The 15226-nt window shown below is 55.7% G+C and carries 17 protein-coding genes; 7 read left to right on the top strand and 10 right to left on the bottom strand.

Annotated features, from left to right (window positions below; all coding sequences use genetic code 11):
* The first annotated feature begins 14 nt into the window (after positions 1–14).
* The 3 genes from HB779_RS16385 to HB779_RS16375 all read left to right on the top strand — a co-directional run bounded on the left by HB779_RS16385 (position 15) and on the right by HB779_RS16375 (position 2675).
* On the top strand, positions 15–860 hold the full coding sequence (locus HB779_RS16385) for a MetQ/NlpA family lipoprotein (RefSeq protein WP_188343345.1): 846 nt from the start codon (positions 15–17) through the stop codon (positions 858–860).
* A gap of 116 nt (positions 861–976) precedes the next feature.
* Complete coding sequence (locus tag HB779_RS16380) at positions 977–2038, top strand: methionine ABC transporter ATP-binding protein (protein ID WP_188345969.1); 1062 nt, start codon at positions 977–979, stop codon at positions 2036–2038.
* Positions 2019–2675 carry a methionine ABC transporter permease gene (locus tag HB779_RS16375; RefSeq protein WP_188343344.1) on the top strand — a complete coding sequence of 219 codons (657 nt, stop codon included), beginning with the start codon at positions 2019–2021 and terminating at the stop codon, positions 2673–2675. The genes HB779_RS16380 and HB779_RS16375 overlap by 20 nt, the downstream gene beginning before the upstream one ends.
* Here the strand turns inward: HB779_RS16375 and HB779_RS16370 are convergent.
* From HB779_RS16370 to HB779_RS16350, 5 genes are all read right to left on the bottom strand, one after another.
* Complete coding sequence (locus tag HB779_RS16370; protein WP_188343343.1) at positions 2672–3994, bottom strand: LLM class flavin-dependent oxidoreductase; 1323 nt, start codon at positions 3992–3994, stop codon at positions 2672–2674. The two genes, HB779_RS16375 and HB779_RS16370, sit on opposite strands and share 4 nt — an antisense overlap.
* 71 nt (positions 3995–4065) lie before the next feature.
* Positions 4066–4818, bottom strand: a complete 753-nt coding sequence (locus HB779_RS16365) for an ABC transporter permease (protein WP_188343342.1) — start codon at positions 4816–4818, stop codon at positions 4066–4068.
* Positions 4815–5756 (bottom strand): ABC transporter ATP-binding protein, encoded by a 942-nt coding sequence (locus tag HB779_RS16360; protein WP_188343341.1) that lies wholly within the window; start codon positions 5754–5756, stop codon positions 4815–4817. Before HB779_RS16360 ends, HB779_RS16365 begins: the two co-directional genes overlap by 4 nt.
* Entirely contained in the window at positions 5753–6916 is a 1164-nt protein-coding gene (locus HB779_RS16355) for an ABC transporter permease (protein WP_188345968.1), read from the bottom strand. The genes HB779_RS16360 and HB779_RS16355 overlap by 4 nt, the downstream gene beginning before the upstream one ends.
* A gap of 63 nt (positions 6917–6979) precedes the next feature.
* Positions 6980–7891, bottom strand: coding sequence for an ABC transporter substrate-binding protein (locus HB779_RS16350; RefSeq protein WP_188343340.1), 912 nt, complete (start codon positions 7889–7891; stop codon positions 6980–6982).
* 257 nt (positions 7892–8148) lie between these two features.
* Here HB779_RS16350 and arsC point away from each other — a divergent pair, with 257 nt between their 5' ends.
* Positions 8149–8571, top strand: coding sequence for an arsenate reductase (glutaredoxin) (gene arsC / locus HB779_RS16345; RefSeq protein WP_188343339.1), 423 nt, complete (start codon positions 8149–8151; stop codon positions 8569–8571).
* A 19-nt stretch (positions 8572–8590) separates the two neighbouring features.
* On the opposite strand, the gene HB779_RS16340 is transcribed toward arsC, so the two are convergent.
* Positions 8591–9235, bottom strand: a complete 645-nt coding sequence (locus HB779_RS16340; protein ID WP_371823860.1) for a hemolysin III family protein — start codon at positions 9233–9235, stop codon at positions 8591–8593.
* 446 nt (positions 9236–9681) lie between these two features.
* On the opposite strand from HB779_RS16340, the gene HB779_RS16335 reads away from it, so the two are divergent.
* The gene (locus HB779_RS16335) at positions 9682–10530 is read left to right on the top strand and encodes a hypothetical protein (RefSeq protein ID WP_188343338.1); all 849 of its coding nucleotides are present in this window, start codon (positions 9682–9684) and stop codon (positions 10528–10530) included.
* Between the two features lie 96 nt (positions 10531–10626).
* Here the strand turns inward: HB779_RS16335 and HB779_RS16330 are convergent, their stop codons facing one another.
* The 4 genes from HB779_RS16330 to HB779_RS16315 all read right to left on the bottom strand — a co-directional run bounded on the left by HB779_RS16330 (position 10627) and on the right by HB779_RS16315 (position 14113).
* Positions 10627–11370 carry a GGDEF domain-containing protein gene (locus tag HB779_RS16330; RefSeq protein WP_188343337.1) on the bottom strand — a complete coding sequence of 248 codons (744 nt, stop codon included), beginning with the start codon at positions 11368–11370 and terminating at the stop codon, positions 10627–10629.
* Positions 11371–11481: 111 nt separating this feature from the next.
* Positions 11482–12717 carry a HAMP domain-containing sensor histidine kinase gene (locus HB779_RS16325; RefSeq protein WP_188343336.1) on the bottom strand — a complete coding sequence of 412 codons (1236 nt, stop codon included), beginning with the start codon at positions 12715–12717 and terminating at the stop codon, positions 11482–11484.
* Between the two features lie 2 nt (positions 12718–12719).
* Positions 12720–13340: a hypothetical protein gene (locus tag HB779_RS16320; RefSeq protein WP_188343335.1), complete on the bottom strand. Its 621-nt coding sequence runs from the start codon at positions 13338–13340 to the stop codon at positions 12720–12722.
* 35 nt (positions 13341–13375) lie between these two features.
* Positions 13376–14113, bottom strand: coding sequence for a response regulator transcription factor (locus HB779_RS16315; protein WP_188343334.1), 738 nt, complete (start codon positions 14111–14113; stop codon positions 13376–13378).
* 89 nt (positions 14114–14202) lie between these two features.
* Between HB779_RS16315 and HB779_RS16310 the strand changes: the two genes are divergently transcribed.
* Both HB779_RS16310 and HB779_RS16305 read left to right on the top strand, forming a co-directional pair.
* Entirely contained in the window at positions 14203–14577 is a 375-nt protein-coding gene (locus HB779_RS16310; protein WP_188343333.1) for a hypothetical protein, read from the top strand.
* A 207-nt stretch (positions 14578–14784) separates the two neighbouring features.
* Positions 14785–15177 carry a hypothetical protein gene (locus HB779_RS16305; protein WP_188343332.1) on the top strand — a complete coding sequence of 131 codons (393 nt, stop codon included), beginning with the start codon at positions 14785–14787 and terminating at the stop codon, positions 15175–15177.
* The last annotated feature ends 49 nt before the right edge of the window (positions 15178–15226 follow it).

Genomic DNA, 15226 nt, shown 5'->3' with positions numbered 1-15226 from the left:
ACGGGGGCCAGATCATGACTAAAACCACGGAAAACCATTCAAAAAACTGGAGAATTACCCGGCGCGCAGCCCTGTTCGCCTTGCTTGCCTCAGCCATCACGCTTGCAAGCTTTGCCGCTCCGCAGTCTTCCTTTGCCGCCGACAAGTCGATCAAGGTCGGCATTATCAGCGGTGAAGACGAAGACGTCTGGAAGATCGTAACGGCAGAAGCGGCCAAGAACGGCCTGAAGATTCAAACTGTCGTCTTCAATGATTACACCCAGCCGAACGAAGCGCTGGAGCGCGGCGATCTCGACGCCAATGCCTTCCAGCACAAGCCTTACCTCGACAATCAGATCAAAACGCAGGGCTATCACATCGTGCCGGTCGGCTATACCGGTGTCTGGCCAATCGGCCTCTATTCCAAGAAGTTCACCAAGATCGCCGAGCTTCCGGCAGGCGCTGTCATTGGTGTGCCAAACGATCCATCCAACGAGGGCCGCGCTTTGCGGGTTCTTCAGGATCAAGGTGTGATCAAGCTCAAGCCCGATACCGGCATTCTGGCAACAACGGCGGATATCGTTGAAAACCCGAAGAAGGTGAAGATCAAGGAATTGGATGCGGGCATTGTCGGGCGCTCGGTCGAAGACCTGGATGCCGCTGTGGTCAACACGGACTGGGCGCTGAAGAGCGGTCTTACCCCGGCAAACCGCATCGCTCAGGAAAAGATCGATGACAATCCATACCGCAACTTCATCGCTGTGAAGGCCGGTCAGGAAAAAGAAGCCTGGGTAAAAACCCTCGTTTCTGCCTACCAGAATGACAAGGTCAAAGCCGAATTCGACCGTGTCTACAAAGGTACGGGTATCAGCGCTTACTGATAACGCACTGAAAACAATGCACATATAACAAGGCGGTTCGCGGCATGAAGATGCGGCGGACCGCCTTCGTGGTTGAAGCGGGTGCGATTGTGTGCACCTGTTCGAAGGGAAAACAGATGAATTCGCATGTCTCCGTTCCTGGCGGAATTGCTGCTGTCACCGCTGATATCGATGTCGTCCGGCTTGAGAATGTCAAACGGCATTTTGGCACCACGCCAGCACTGGATGGTGTCTCGCTCAGCGTCCGTAAGGGTGAAATCCTTGGCATTATTGGCCGTAGCGGTGCAGGAAAATCCACCTTGATCCGCTGCCTCAACGGGCTCGAACGGCCGGATTCCGGTTCGATTTTGGTTGAGGGCAGGCAGATTACCGGGCTGGATGAACGCGAGCTGCAACCCTTGCGCCGCCGCATCGGCATGATCTTTCAGCACTTCAATCTTTTATCGGCCAAGACAGTGGAGGAGAATGTTGCTCTCCCCTTGAAAATTGAAGGACGCCCCAGAACCGAACGGCTGAAGCGGGCGCGGGAATTGCTGGAACTGGTCGGGCTTTCCGATAAGGCCAAAGCCTATCCCTCATCATTGTCTGGCGGGCAGAAGCAACGTGTCGGTATTGCGCGCGCATTGGCGGCGCGTCCGGCCTTGCTGCTTTCAGATGAAGCCACATCGGCGCTCGATCCGGAAACAACCCGTTCCATTCTGGCGCTGCTTAAAGATATCAATGAGAAGCTCGGCCTTACCATTCTGCTGATTACCCATGAGATGGAAGTGGTGCGCACCATTGCCGACCGTGTGGCCGTCATTGATGCCGGGCGGATTGTCGAGCAGGGGCCCGTCTGGTCGGTGTTTGCTGATCCGAAGGCGGAGATCACCAAAAGTCTCCTTGCCGGTATTCGCCCGCAACTTCCGGCACATATCGCCAAAACGTTGTCCGCCGAGCCCGCTGGTGATGCGGTGCTTGGTGTTGATCTGGCAGGTGCGGCCGCGCAGGGCACATTGCTGGCGGAGTTGCCGGGTGCTTTCCGCCTTCTGCACGGCGGCGTTGATCATGTGCAGAACCAGGCAGTCGCCCGGCTCTATCTCGCGGTTCCCGTCGCCGGTGCTCAAACAGTCATTCAATTTCTTGAGGCCCGCACGGCCCGTATAGAGGTACTTGGTTATGTCGCCAGCAATGCTTGATCTTCTCATCCAATCGGTCTGGGAAACACTTCTGATGACCGGCGCTTCGGGGCTCATCTCGCTCGCGGCGGGATTGCCGCTTGGTCTGGCGCTGGTGGCGACAGACCGGGGTGGTATCGCGCCCAATCCTTGGATCAACAGCATCCTTGGCGCTGTTATCAATGCGTTCCGCTCGGTGCCGTTTATCATCCTGCTGGTGGCATTGATCCCGTTGACGCGCCTGATTGTCGGCACATCCATCGGTACATGGGCGGCCATCGTTCCGCTGTCGATCGGCGCAACGCCCTATTATGCGCGCCTCGCCGAAGTGTCGCTGCGCGAGGTGGATCGCGGGCTGATTGAAGCCGCGCGCGCCATGGGTGGTAATCGCTGGACCATCATCCGTGAAGTTCTGGTGCCGGAAGCGTTACCGGGCATCGTCGCGGGTTTCACCGTCACACTCGTTACCCTGATCGGCGCTTCCGCCATGGCTGGTGCCATCGGCGCAGGCGGTTTGGGTGATCTTGCGATCCGCTACGGCTACCAGCGTTTTGAAACCTCGATCATGATTGCGGTCGTCATCGTGCTCATCATCCTTGTCTGCGGCATCCAGTGGGCCGGAGACAGGCTGGTGAAGCGGCTCGATCACCGCGCTTAAAAGAAGCGGTGGGCTGGCCTCTCCAGACCGAGATTTTCCCGCAAGGTGGTGCCTTCATAGTCGTGACGGAAAATGCCGCGCCGCTGCAATTCCGGCACCACCTTTTCGACAAAGTCATCCAGACCGCCCGGCAGATAGGGGAACATGACGTTGAAGCCATCCGAGCCATCGGTTTCCAGCCATTCCTGCATCTGATCAGCAATGGTTGACGGCGTGCCGACAAAGGCAAGACCGGAATAGCCGCCAAGCCGCTGCGCCAGCTGGCGCACGGTCAGGTTCTCGCGCCGTGCCATATTGACCGCGCGTTCCAGACCGCTCTTGCTTGCGTTGGTGTCGGTGATATCCGGCAGCGGGCCATCAGGATCGAATTTTGACGCATCCTGCCCCAGCGCAATCGACAGGGAACCGATGGCATTGGCGTAATGCACCAGACTATCGAGATGCGCGCGCTTGGCCTGCGCTTCCTCAACCGTATCACCAACCACGACGAAGGCACCGGGCAGGATTTTGAGATGGCTATGCGGGCGGCCGATTTTGTCCATACGGGCACGGATATCGGCATAAAGGCTCTGGCCATCGGCAAGATTTGCCGGAGCGGCGAACACCAGTTCAGCTGTCTCTGCCGCCAGCTGGCGGCCCGGATCGGACGATCCAGCCTGCACGATAACCGGCCATCCCTGCACTGGACGGGCGATGTTGAGAGGGCCGCGCACAGACAGAAACTCGCCCTTATGGTCAAGCACATGCATCCGTTCCGGGTCGAAATACAGCCCGCTTTCGGCGTCGCGGGTAAAGGCGTCATCGGCGAAGCTGTCCCATAGGCCCGTAACCACATCGTAGAACTCACGCGCCCGCCGATAGCGCTGGTCATGTTCCATATGGTCTTCCAGACCAAAATTCAGCGCCGCATCCGGGTTGGACGTGGTGACAATGTTCCATCCGGCCCGCCCGCCGCTGATATGGTCGAGTGAGGCAAAGCGGCGCGCAATATGATAGGGCTCGTCAAAAGTGGTCGAAGCGGTGGCAATCAGACCAATATGCTCTGTCGCGCCCGCCAAGGCGGAAAGCAGTGTGAAGGGCTCGAACGAGGTCACCGTATGGCTGCGCTTGAGGGCTTCGACTGGCATGTTCAGCACTGCAAGGTGATCAGCCATGAAAAACGCATCGAACTTGCCACGCTCCAGCGTCTGGGCAAAACGCTTCAGATGGGCGAAATTGAAGTTGGCATCGGGATAGGCACCGGGATAGCGCCAGGCTCCGGTGTGGATGCTGACAGGCCGCATGAAAGCGCCAAGATGCAGCTTGCGTGTCTTGCTCATCACTTATGTCCTTCCGTGAAGCAGCTTCCGCGGGGAGGAATGCGGGTGCCGTATCAACTGAGATGGGAATGTCAGGTCTGTTGTACCAGCCCCGTACGCTTGGCTATGAACTTTTCTATCGCGGACATGCCGTCATAAATCATGACGGCGAGAATACCGACGATCAGGCCGCCCTGCAGCACGAAAGCGAGATTATTGGATTGCAGCCCAGCAATGATCACTTCACCCAAGGTTTTCGCCGCGACGGTTGAACCGATGGTTGCTGTCGCCAGATTGATCACCACGGACAGGCGAATACCTGCCAGGATGATTGGCATTGCCAGTGGCAGCTCTACTTTGATCAATCGCTGCCAGCCGGTCATGCCGACACCGCGCGCGGCATCGGTGACAGTCGGTGGCAGGGTGGTGAGGCCCGTCAGCGAATTCTCGAAGATCGGCAGCAGGCCGTAAAGAAATAGCGCGATCAGTGTCGGCTTTTCGCCAAAACCGACAGCAGGCACCGCAAGCGCCAACACGGCGACAGGCGGGAATGTCTGGCCGATATTCACGAGGCTGCGCGACAATGGCAGGAATTCCGCGCCGATTGGCCGCGTAACCAGAATGGCGAGAGCAATCGCCACAACAGTTGCTCCGGCCGTTGCAATCGCCACCGTGCGCAAATGCAACAAGGTCAGGGTGAGCAAGCTGCCCTGATTGTAAATCGCCGGTGCATTATTTTCCGTCAGCGGACGAAACACCGATGCAAACCATTCCGGTCTGATCAGAAAGACAATCAGCAGGGCAAACACCAGCAGCCGCAGAATGGTCGGGAAGCGCAGCTTCATGCGGCTGGCCTTGATGCGCGTTTCACCAGACCTTCGACAGTGACGCGTCCGATGGCCTTGCCTGCTTCGTTGATGACGGGCAGGGCGGGACGGCCCGACCAGAGAAGCTCGGCCAGCGCATCGCGCTGCGAGGCAGATGCCGGAATGGCTTCGCCCTCCGCATTACCGGGCTCCACCGCATCACCGGTGGAATTGAGTGAGAGAAAGCGGAAAGGCCGGTCTCCGGTGCCAACCAGCGTGGCGACAAAATCCGTTGCCGGATTGGCGAGAATTTCCGCCGGCGTTGCATATTGGAGCAAATTGCCGCCATCCATCACAGCGATCTTGTGACCAAGGTGGATGGCTTCTTCCATGTCGTGAGTGACAAGAATGATGGTCGTGCCGAAGCGCTTTTGAATGGAAAGCAGGTCTTCCTGCGCCTTGGAACGGATCACCGGGTCCAATGCGCCGAATGGCTCATCCATCAACAGGACGTTCGGTTCGGCTGCCAGCGCCCGGGCAACGCCGATACGCTGCTGCTGGCCCCCAGACAGTTCATGCGGATAGCGCGGGCCAAAAATTGTCGGATCGAGCTGGAATAGCGACAGCAGTTCTTCAACACGTTTGTCGATCTTCGCTTTATCCCAGCCGAGCAATACCGGTACGATGGCGATGTTTTGCGCCACAGTGCGGTGCGGAAACAGACCATGCCCCTGAATGGCGTAGCCAATGCGCCGGCGCAGCTCGTGTCCGGGCAGGGAGCGATTGTCTTCGCCGTCAAGCTTGATGATGCCCGACGTCGGTTCCACCAGCCGGTTGATCATGCGCATCAGCGTTGTTTTGCCGGAGCCTGAAGTGCCGACGATCACAGTGACCGTGCGAGGCTCAACGACAAGCGACACATCGTTGACGACGGTTGCTGCACCATAACGCTTGGTGATGTTCTCGATTTCGATCATGCGGATGTCCTCGAGTGGGATGGTGAACTCAATTCAACGGCTGCATCCAGAATGGTTGCGGCGGCAAATGCGAGCAAAACAGTGGGAACAGCCCCGAGCAGCACGAGATCCATGGCGGTCTGCCCGATACCCTGAAACACAAAGACACCGAAGCCGCCGCCGCCAATCAGCGCGGCAATGGTGGCAAGGCCAATGTTCTGCACCAGTACAATACGCACGCCCGTCAGGATCACCGGAAAGGCCAGTGGAAACTCTACCTTGAACAGGCGCTGCCGTTCCGTCATGCCGACGCCGCGCGCGGCATCATTGGCCCCGCTTGGCACGCCTGCAAGACCGACCACCGTATTGGCCACAACAGGCAGCAGCGAATAGAGGAACAGAGCGACAAAGGCCGGAGCCATGCCGATACCCTTGATGCCGATTTCAGCCGCGCCGGGCACATGGGCGGCAATCCAGCCAAGCGGCGCAATCAGGATGCCGAACAGGGCGATGGACGGGATGGTCTGAACGATGTTGAGAACGTTCAAAACAATCGCTCGCAATTTCTGCACGCGGTGGCAGAGCACGCCAAGCGGGATGCCGACAAGAACGGCAGCCACGAGCGATCCAATCGTCAGCGTAATGTGCTTGCCAGCCTCCGTCCAGAAGCTGTCGGCGCGTGCACCATATTCCTTGAGGATCGACAGCTTGTCCCAACTGCCGGAGGCGAGAACACCGCCGATGAAAGCACCTGCCAATACGAGCACAATGATACGCATCAGCGGCGTCGGTTGCAGCCGTGTCAGGGCATCTGCCGCCAGCAGGGCAAAGGCAAACAGCAGCAGCCAGAAGCCGGACGCGGGAGAAACGCGGGCATAGGTATTGTTGGCGGGCGTAAGGTGCTCCGCCGCCAAGCCGATGAGCAAGAACAAGGCAATCAGCGCGGCAAAACTGGCTGCGAGGCGAAAGGTTGCGGGTGTGCGAAAAAGCCCGATCAGCACAGCAATGCCTATGATCGCCAGAAGCGTTGGCCCGGCCCATGCGGGTAAAGAGTTAAGCAATGTCTGTGGTTCACCGGCCACGATCCGGTTGGCCCGGAATGTGGCAAACGGAGCCACGGTCACGGCATAACCGGTGATCACCGCAATCACGACACCAAGTTTGTCCAGACGCACAGGCAGGCTCTCCTCTTGCTGCAACAGGGCAGGGTTCCCGCCCGCCCTGTTTTCAGACAAGTGTCTGGCTTACTTGAGGAAGCCGTTCTTTTTCAAAAAGTCTTCGGCAACAGCCTTCGCCGGCTCGCCGCCAACCTGAACGCGGCCGTTGAGGTCCTGCAATGTTACGAGATCAAGCTTTTCGAATACCGGCTTCAAAAGCGTTTCGATCTCTGGATGTTCCTTCAGAACGGCTTCGCGGATGATCGGCGCAGGCTGGTAGACGGGCTGCACGCCCTTGTCGTCGTCCAGAACCACAAGGCCGGATGGAGCAATGCCGCCATCGGTGCCATAGACCATCGCTGCATTGGCGCCATTGGTCTTGTTGGCTGCGGCACCAATGGTGGCTGCCGTGTCGCCGCCCGAAAGCGTGATCAACTGGTCAGACTTCAGGGTAAATCCGTAAGTCGTCTGGAATGCCGGCAGTGCGGCGGCCGAATTAACGAATTCGGAGGACGCCGCGAGCACGATGGTGCCGCCTTTGCTGACATATTTGCCAAAATCCGAAAGTGTCTTCAGCTTTTCAGCGTCGGCCACTTCCTTGCGCACGGCAATCGCCCAGGTATTGTTGGCAGGCGATGGTGTCAGCCAAACGATCTTGTTGGCATCGTAATCAAGCTTTTTTGCTGTCTCATAGGCCTTTGCGGCATCTTTCCAGGCAGGGTCGCTGGCCTTCTCGAAGAAGAACGCGGCGTTGCCGGTATATTCAGGATAAATGTCGATTTCTTTTGCCGTAATCGCCTTGCGCAGGATCGGTGTTGCGCCAAGCTGAATACGGTCGGTTGTGGCAATCTTGTTGGTGTTCAGCACGGCCAGAATGATGTTGCCAAGGACACCGCCTTCGGTGTCGATCTTGGAGGAGACGACGACCTGCGCGCCGGCAGATCCGATAGTAAGCGCCAGAGCAAAGGTAGCGCCGAGAAAGGTTTTGCTTTTAGACATTCTTTTCGTTCCCTTATGGATATCCCGTGTCGAGACGACCTTTTAATCACGATTGCTGTGATCGGTCCGGGTATTTATTTTCGCGAAAGTGCCCTGCAACGAAAAATTTGCAGCTTTTCGTTCAGCCCAAGCTTGTCCTATTTCGCGCCATGTCTCAAGTCTGCTGTGTTTGTGGAGGAAGATAAAATGGCTGGGTGATTGCGCGGCGGCGTCTCAGATTGACTGGGGCCAGCTTTGGCAGGTACGACAGTCACGTCATGAACGTTATCATCTATCACAATCCGTCCTGCGGCACGTCCCGTAATGTGCTGGCTCTCATCCGCAATGCCGGTATCGAGCCGACAATTATTGAATATCTGAAGATCCCGCTGGCGAGGCAGGAACTCAAGGATCTGATCCGCAGGGCCGGGATGACGGTACGCGAGGCCATGCGCGAAAAGGGCACGCCTTACGCGGAGCTTGGGCTTGATGACCCTTCATTGAACGACGAACAATTGCTCGATGCGATGGAAGCCCACCCGATCCTCATTAACCGGCCCTTTGTCGTCACGGAAAAAGGCGTCCGCCTGGCTCGTCCGTCTGAACTGGTGTTAGACATTCTGCCGAACCGGAAACAAAAACCATTCGTCAAGGAAGATGGCGAGGTCGTGATCGACAAAGACGGAAAGCGCGTAGTCTGATCTTCTTAAATCTGACAAGTCAGGCGACCGCGCTGCATACGGCGGCAAAATGAATGGATGCGGCAACCAGAACGAAAGAATGCCATATCGCGTTGTGAAAGCGCATGCGTTCAAGAATGTGGAAGATTACGCCAAAGGAATAGACAAGCCCGCCTGCAAGGATAAGCCACATCACCGTTGCCGACAGCGCAATGGTTAGCTCCTGATAGCCGGCGACCCCGCTCCATCCAAGTGCAAGATAAAGCGCAATGGAGAGCCGGTCGAAGCGGTGCGGTTTCAAGAGTTTCAGCAGAATACCGGCGAGGGCGATTGCCCACACAATTGACAGCAACCACCAAGTGCCACTCTTGGCCATGAAAGGCGTGTAGGTTCCGGCAATCAGCAGATAGATCGCGGAATGATCGAAGCGCCGCAGAAAAAGCTTCGCCGGTGATACAGGCCAGATATTGTAGATTGCTGAAAGTGTGAAGGAAAGAACGAGCGTCGCGAGATAGACGGTCATTGCGGCATAGCTCGTCGCCTCGCCGGGCGCCAATGCGAGCATGGTGATTGCGCCAGCTATTGCCAGAGCAACGCCGGTCATATGGACGACGCCGTCAGCCCACAGTTCCGCAACAGAATAGGTGCGGAAAATGGCCGTGGGAAAGGTGGGCGATGCCGTCAATTCAATTTCCTTCGTTGCTCGTTGGCGATTTTCAAGCTCCTGATCATTTAGCAACAAAACGGCTGTCCGGGTAAATGCCAAGGCGTCGCAGGCCCTGTACGTCAGGTCGAATGACGCTTTGACAAAGACAACCCATGATTGTCAGGCATTTTCCAGGAGCTTGATTCTGACGACACTGACAAAAAATCCTTTCGAGTGTTCATTTCAGGCCTTTTGCAGCAGGCGCACGGGAAAACGGCTTTTTGGCAAGACATAATGGTAATCAATTGGAATCCTGCAATATTTTGTCGGAATTGTTGAATACTGCCCCTGCGTAATTCCAGTTGGTTACTTCTCTAATTTAAGCCATAATCATTTCATCACATGGGAAGACTATGGGTTTTGGGGGAAACCTACATCTGGTGCCAGTTTCTGAAATAGCGCCGTTGAAATTGAGGGAGTTCAAAATGACCATCACACGGAATCTTATACTGGCTGGAATCATTGGCGTGGCATCATTTACGGTTGCACCGGCCTATGCTCTTTCGGCAAAGGAATGCAGTACCAAGTATCAGGCTGCCAAGGATGCCGGTACGCTTGGCGGCTTGAAATGGAATGATTTCCGCAAAGCCCAGTGCGCCGATGCGACGCCAGCAGCCGCTGCTCCGGCAGCGCCAACCAAACCTGCAGCCAAGACAACGGCAGCAGCCCCGAAAGCCGCCGCTCCGGCGGATTCCGGCGGCGGGCTGACCATGAAGGAATGCAGTGCCAAATATCAGGCTGCCAAGACAGCGGGCACACTGGGCGGCCAGAAGTGGAATGATTTCCGCAAGGCTCAGTGCAGTGATGGAGCGGCAGCTGCTGCGCCAGCCGCTACACCAACCAAAGCCGCCAAGACTGCAACTGCACCAGCAGATACCGGTGCAGCAGCCGGTGGCCTGACCATGAAGGAATGCAGTGCCAAGTATCAGGCAGCCAAGGCTGCCGGAACATTGGGCGGCCAGAAGTGGAACGACTTCCGCAAGGCTCAGTGCAGCAGCGGCGCCACGGCAGCGGCTGATGACACAGCACCGGCACCTGAAACTGCGACCTACAAGGATGAACCGCCAGCAGCCACTACGGCTGCTCCGGCTGGCGTTGCTTTCCCGCGCGCTATCTCGGCAAAATACTCCACTGAAAGCGCTGGCAAGGCCCGTATGCATACATGCCTTGAACAGTACTATGCCAACAAGCAGAGCAACACGCTTGGTGGTCTGAAGTGGATCCAGAAGGGTGGCGGTTATTACAGCCTGTGCAATACCCGCCTGAAGAGCTAATCCATATTAAATAACGAAAGGCGGGATTTTATCCCGCCTTTTTCTTTTGCTGTCTGTGCGCCTATCAATGATATTGGGTTGGGCAATTTCGTGATTTCAGCCGTAAACGACCCGGTTACGGCCCTGATGCTTGGCTGAATAAAGATATTTGTCTGCAACCGCCAATGCCTCTTCCAGCGACTGGCCGGGCGTATGCAGTGCGACGCCGATGCTGACGGTAACGGGCGTTGCATCAAGCTCCAATTCCTTGCTGATGCTGCGGATGGCAATCAGGATCTTATGCGAGATCCAGTTGGCTCTTCCAAGATCGGCATCGGTGAGGAACACGGTAAACTCTTCACCGCCGATACGTGCTGCCAGATCGCGTTCGCCGATATTTGATTTGATGACGCGGCCAAGTTCGTGGATGACATCGTCGCCTTTGGCATGACCGTACCGGTCATTGATGGATTTGAAATGATCGGCGTCGATGTAGAGGAGGGCACCGGCACTGTCGATGGGGCGCGAACTTGCAAAGAGGCGCTGCGTCTGCAGATAGAATTCAGCCCGGTTGAGAAGGCCCGTGAGATCGTCCTTGCGCGATTCCAGATCAAGCTGTTCAGCCAATTGCTTCAATTTAAAGTTCAAGGCGACCAGAAATGCACCGAGGGGTAGGCTGACCAGCACCACAATCCCGGTGGTAACGGCGGCAACCCGATAGGGTGTCTCAAGGCCAACGATGTAAAAGCCAAGCACGGCAAGGATATCGGACGATATGACGGCCATGCCGACCATAATCGCGACCTGTTTGAACGGCGAGAGCGCGCCGAACTTCGTCATCCATGGGTTGTCAATGTTCATTTATTGCCGAATAGGTTGTGTTCAGCCTATTCAGCCAGAAACAAGTGAACAAAGCTATGCGCGGTTACACTTAATTCTAAACAATCCGTTTTGACTGAAACACGCCCATTTTCAACTGTCGAGTGCGTAGCTGATACGGACCGTTGTGCCGACGTCGGGCACCGAAGTGATCTTCAATTTACCAGCCATGGTTTTTACCAATTCCATACAATTGGTGAGACCAAGCCCGAGGTGAACACCTGCTTTGGTCGAGAAGAACGGCTCCTTAGCCTTCGCCAGCGTAGAAGGGCTCATCCCAATTCCGTTATCGGCAACGACAAGCACCAGTTGCGGGCGTTGCAAGAAGCGCCGGTTGACGCTCGCCCGGATGGCAATCATCGGATCCGGGCGTGTCGCCACTGCATTGGTTGCGTTGCGGACGAGCTCATCGATGATGAGATGGAACTGAGATGCCGGAATAAGGGAAGTTCGGGCAGCCTGCTCGATATCGAGCTGCAGGCTGATCGGGCTCTTGGAGACGATGTCAGCCAGCAGCTCACCCAATTGCACTTTCTTGAATTGTGTCTTGGAGTGACCGATCATCATCAGCCCCTCATTGATGCTTTCCAGCTCGGCAATGGTGCTCCGCGCTGCTTCGGTCATTTCCGACGAAGGAATGCTGTTATTGCCGACATAGCCGAGAAAGAGCCGCAGAGCCGCAATGCGGGTGCGTGTCATATGCGCAAACAGTGCCGAGAAAGAGCGGATGTGCTGATCTTTGCGCCGCGCCAGCAGGTTGCGCTGGTGAATCAGTAGTCCTGTGAGAATGAGCGCTCCGGCCGCGCCCAGCAGCTTGTTTCTCGCCACGTCAGCGGCAATGGTTGCCGTGCCTTGCAGCGTTATACTGTGTGCCAAAGTCGAGCCAGCCGTGCGGAAAATATCCGTTTCAATGGTCTGGACAGTTTGCAGCGCCTTGTCGAATTGATTGCCCGCCTTGATCTGCGGTATCAGGACGGTATCGACGGTGGCTATAGTTTTCTTTAAAGCGGCAATGTCAGGCGCGTCAAGAAACCGATCAGCGTAATCAAGCTTTTCCAGAGACTTCAGATTGAAGTTCATCAGCGTGACTTCTTGCAGCAGTCGAGGTTCGACCTGGCCCGCCCGGGTGGCCAGTGTCAAATATCCCTTGATGCTGGCGATCTTTTCCCGCGCCTGCGATGCCCGAACCTGAACCTCGAAGGTTTGGCTCATGATTTCATTGGTCTGGATACGGTATAGATCTGCTCGTATGAACGACCAGGAACAGAGCAATGCTGCGCCGATCAACACAATGTAGAAGAGCGGATCAAGATACTTGTCCAGTTTCATGATCAGTCGGCCGGCCGGACTGACGTCGCGAACCAAACCCATATGGAATTACGGGCAGGCACATAGGGTTTGGGCAGTTTGGCCAAAGGCCATACTATATAGAAGGGCCCGCCATCATCCAGTGACAAGGGGATATAATCCTGACCCTTGGGGCAGGTGCCGTTTTTCTTTTCATCATCCGAACACGCTCTTTCCAGCGCGACGATCGGGGCGAACTCGCTCACTTCTTCCATGGTGATTTTTATAATGTAATTATCGAAAGCGGCAACTTCGAGATTGGTTTTGTCGCCGATCTTGTATTTGGCCACCATGTCTTTCAGCGATGGGCCGCGAAAATGGATTTTGACGCCGTTGGTCCAGGGTGTTTCCGTTATCATGTCCACCATGGGGAAAGCCTGTTTCAGCTGTTCCTGTGTGAACGTTGCGAGCGGATCACCCGTGACGGACTGCATCTGGATCATTGCCGGATCGTCATTGGCAAGTGATACGCCGGGGATCATCAGGGTACAGGTCAACAATGCCGTCGCCAGAAAAGCAGCCAGATTTTTCCTGAAGTACCCACACCCCTTGTGGCCGGTATTTTCCGAGGTGGCAGTTTTGGGCGTTCCTGCTTCTGCCATCATGTGTCTTCGTCTATGCAATTCCAAAAATGTCCCCATCATAGCCCCTTTGGCAGGAGCCCGGTCTTCAAAAGCTTTGCGCGTGCTCGTTTATAATATTTTTCTGCCGATGCCGCGTCGATATCAAAGCGTTCCCCGAGCTGTTCATATATTTCTTTGCGGCTGATACCTGATGGCCGTTGGCGCATCCAGCCGAGTATTTCTTGTTCACGTGGTGTAAGGCCCGAATGATAAAACTCTGGCGGTGCTGTTGTCTCGTTAGAAAGCCTGACGCTATAACCGCGCTCGGCAACCTCTTGAAGCACATCCACCAGGGCTCCTGGCCTTATATTGTTCTTGGCCAGATATCCGACGACGCCGAGTTTCTGGCAATGTTCCCACTCTTCCTCCGTATCCGAACCCGTGACGACAAAATGAATGGCGTCAGGTGACAACTCTATGACAACCTGAACAACATCGAAACGGTCATCTTGCGATTTCGGATCATAACCCGGAAGACCTGGATCAATAACCACGAGATCGAACTGCTGCGATTCCAGCAAATCGAGAGCAATCGTTATGTTGGCCGCTCCATGCACGATGGATGCCGGCAGTGCCGCCTGTAATTCATGAATCAAGGCAAGTCGCATCAGGTGTTGATCTTCAATGATCAGCACCTGTGTATGCTTGGATGTTTGTTCCGACATTGCCATCACGCGCATTCCCGATTGCACGCCATCATACTCTGTAAAAAACAGCGGCGCATAAGAGAGTAGTGCGATTTCTACAAAGCGCAAAATAGGGACAGCTTTGTCCCTATTTTTCTGAAGATAAGGGCATAGTGTTCCGAGCGAAATCGAAGCGGTGCATCAGGGGACCTCACGGCGTGACTTTGGCTATCATTACCATCGATGGTGTCCGGGTTAATCCTGCCGAGCGCACTCCTTCATTTACAGCTGTGCTTGAACGGCACAAACATTCCAGACGTGAGTTGCAGTGGATCGTCCGGGCTTGCACGGATTGTGCAGATTCTAGTCAGGAAGATGCTGCGTTGGACCGTCGCCTTGCGGCGGCAACCGATGTGGAACATCACGCAAGAACAGCTGTTTTGACCTATCCGGCCAAAAGTCTGGAAGAATTTGCGGCGAAAGCCCAGCATATCTGTTCGCTTCTGCTGGAAAATGACGACAGTTTGGACAAATACGAGCTGTTTTCGATCCTACAGATGCTAATCGCACAACCACAGTCGGAATGCCAATAAACCATCCGCTGCCTGTCGTCAGATTCGGGCCCGTTCAAGGGAAACAGCCCGGTGTTGTACAGGCCATATGTTTCAGGGACGGTTATTTTCGAGGGAATGGATGACCATGCTGACCGTTTGGGAGAATTCCCAAGATATTGATATGGATCCGAAGACCGTTGAACTGATCAGCGGAGCCGAAGCCTTGATTCAAAAAAGATCAGTCCCTTGGCTGCGCTCTGCGACGAATTGCGCAAGCGGCTTGAAGCTTACAAGGATTCGCGCAATGCCGCTGAGCAGCAGGAGCGGTGGCGGCATGCCGTGGTGCTGCATAGTGAAATCATGGAAGTGTGGAAATCTGCTTTTCTCAATGCACGTGCGGCGGTTGACGATTATTTGCGCAACTATGATTTGAGCAGCTTTTTCACCGGACGCGAAATGCTCGTGGATTCGCTGCATGGACGTTGCAAGCCATCGGTTGGAATCGCGCTTTCCGTCATGCAGTTCGAAAGCGAACGAAATCTGCGCACCTTGGCGGAAATCCCTGTGGAGCTCGCTGTGAGCTGCGATATGGCGGCGCGCAAACTTCTTCGCGTTGTCTCGACCAGCAAATACCGCTGAACAAGCAGGTTTGAAAAGAGCGCCTGCCTGTTGGCCGACGCAGGCATAT

The sequence above is a fragment of the Phyllobacterium sp. 628 genome (assembly GCF_014189505.1).
In the GTDB taxonomy this organism is placed as follows: domain Bacteria; phylum Pseudomonadota; class Alphaproteobacteria; order Rhizobiales; family Rhizobiaceae; genus Phyllobacterium.
The sequence above is the reverse complement of the archived record's forward strand: the minus strand, read 5'-3'. Positions and strand labels throughout refer to the sequence as shown.

What these genes read in the sequence shown, in the direction of transcription:
- HB779_RS16385 (WP_188343345.1), top strand. Translation starts at nt 15, where the DNA reads ATGACTAAAACCACGGAAAACCATTCAAAAAACTGGAGAATTACCCGG.
- HB779_RS16380 (WP_188345969.1), top strand. Translation starts at nt 977, where the DNA reads ATGAATTCGCATGTCTCCGTTCCTGGCGGAATTGCTGCTGTCACCGCT.
- HB779_RS16375 (WP_188343344.1), top strand. Translation starts at nt 2,019, where the DNA reads ATGTCGCCAGCAATGCTTGATCTTCTCATCCAATCGGTCTGGGAAACA.
- HB779_RS16370 (WP_188343343.1), bottom strand. Translation starts at nt 3,994, where the DNA reads ATGAGCAAGACACGCAAGCTGCATCTTGGCGCTTTCATGCGGCCTGTC.
- HB779_RS16365 (WP_188343342.1), bottom strand. Translation starts at nt 4,818, where the DNA reads ATGAAGCTGCGCTTCCCGACCATTCTGCGGCTGCTGGTGTTTGCCCTG.
- HB779_RS16360 (WP_188343341.1), bottom strand. Translation starts at nt 5,756, where the DNA reads ATGATCGAAATCGAGAACATCACCAAGCGTTATGGTGCAGCAACCGTC.
- HB779_RS16350 (WP_188343340.1), bottom strand. Translation starts at nt 7,891, where the DNA reads ATGTCTAAAAGCAAAACCTTTCTCGGCGCTACCTTTGCTCTGGCGCTT.
- arsC (WP_188343339.1), top strand. Translation starts at nt 8,149, where the DNA reads ATGAACGTTATCATCTATCACAATCCGTCCTGCGGCACGTCCCGTAAT.
- HB779_RS16335 (WP_188343338.1), top strand. Translation starts at nt 9,682, where the DNA reads ATGACCATCACACGGAATCTTATACTGGCTGGAATCATTGGCGTGGCA.
- HB779_RS16330 (WP_188343337.1), bottom strand. Translation starts at nt 11,370, where the DNA reads ATGAACATTGACAACCCATGGATGACGAAGTTCGGCGCGCTCTCGCCG.
- HB779_RS16325 (WP_188343336.1), bottom strand. Translation starts at nt 12,717, where the DNA reads ATGAAACTGGACAAGTATCTTGATCCGCTCTTCTACATTGTGTTGATC.
- HB779_RS16320 (WP_188343335.1), bottom strand. Translation starts at nt 13,340, where the DNA reads ATGATGGCAGAAGCAGGAACGCCCAAAACTGCCACCTCGGAAAATACC.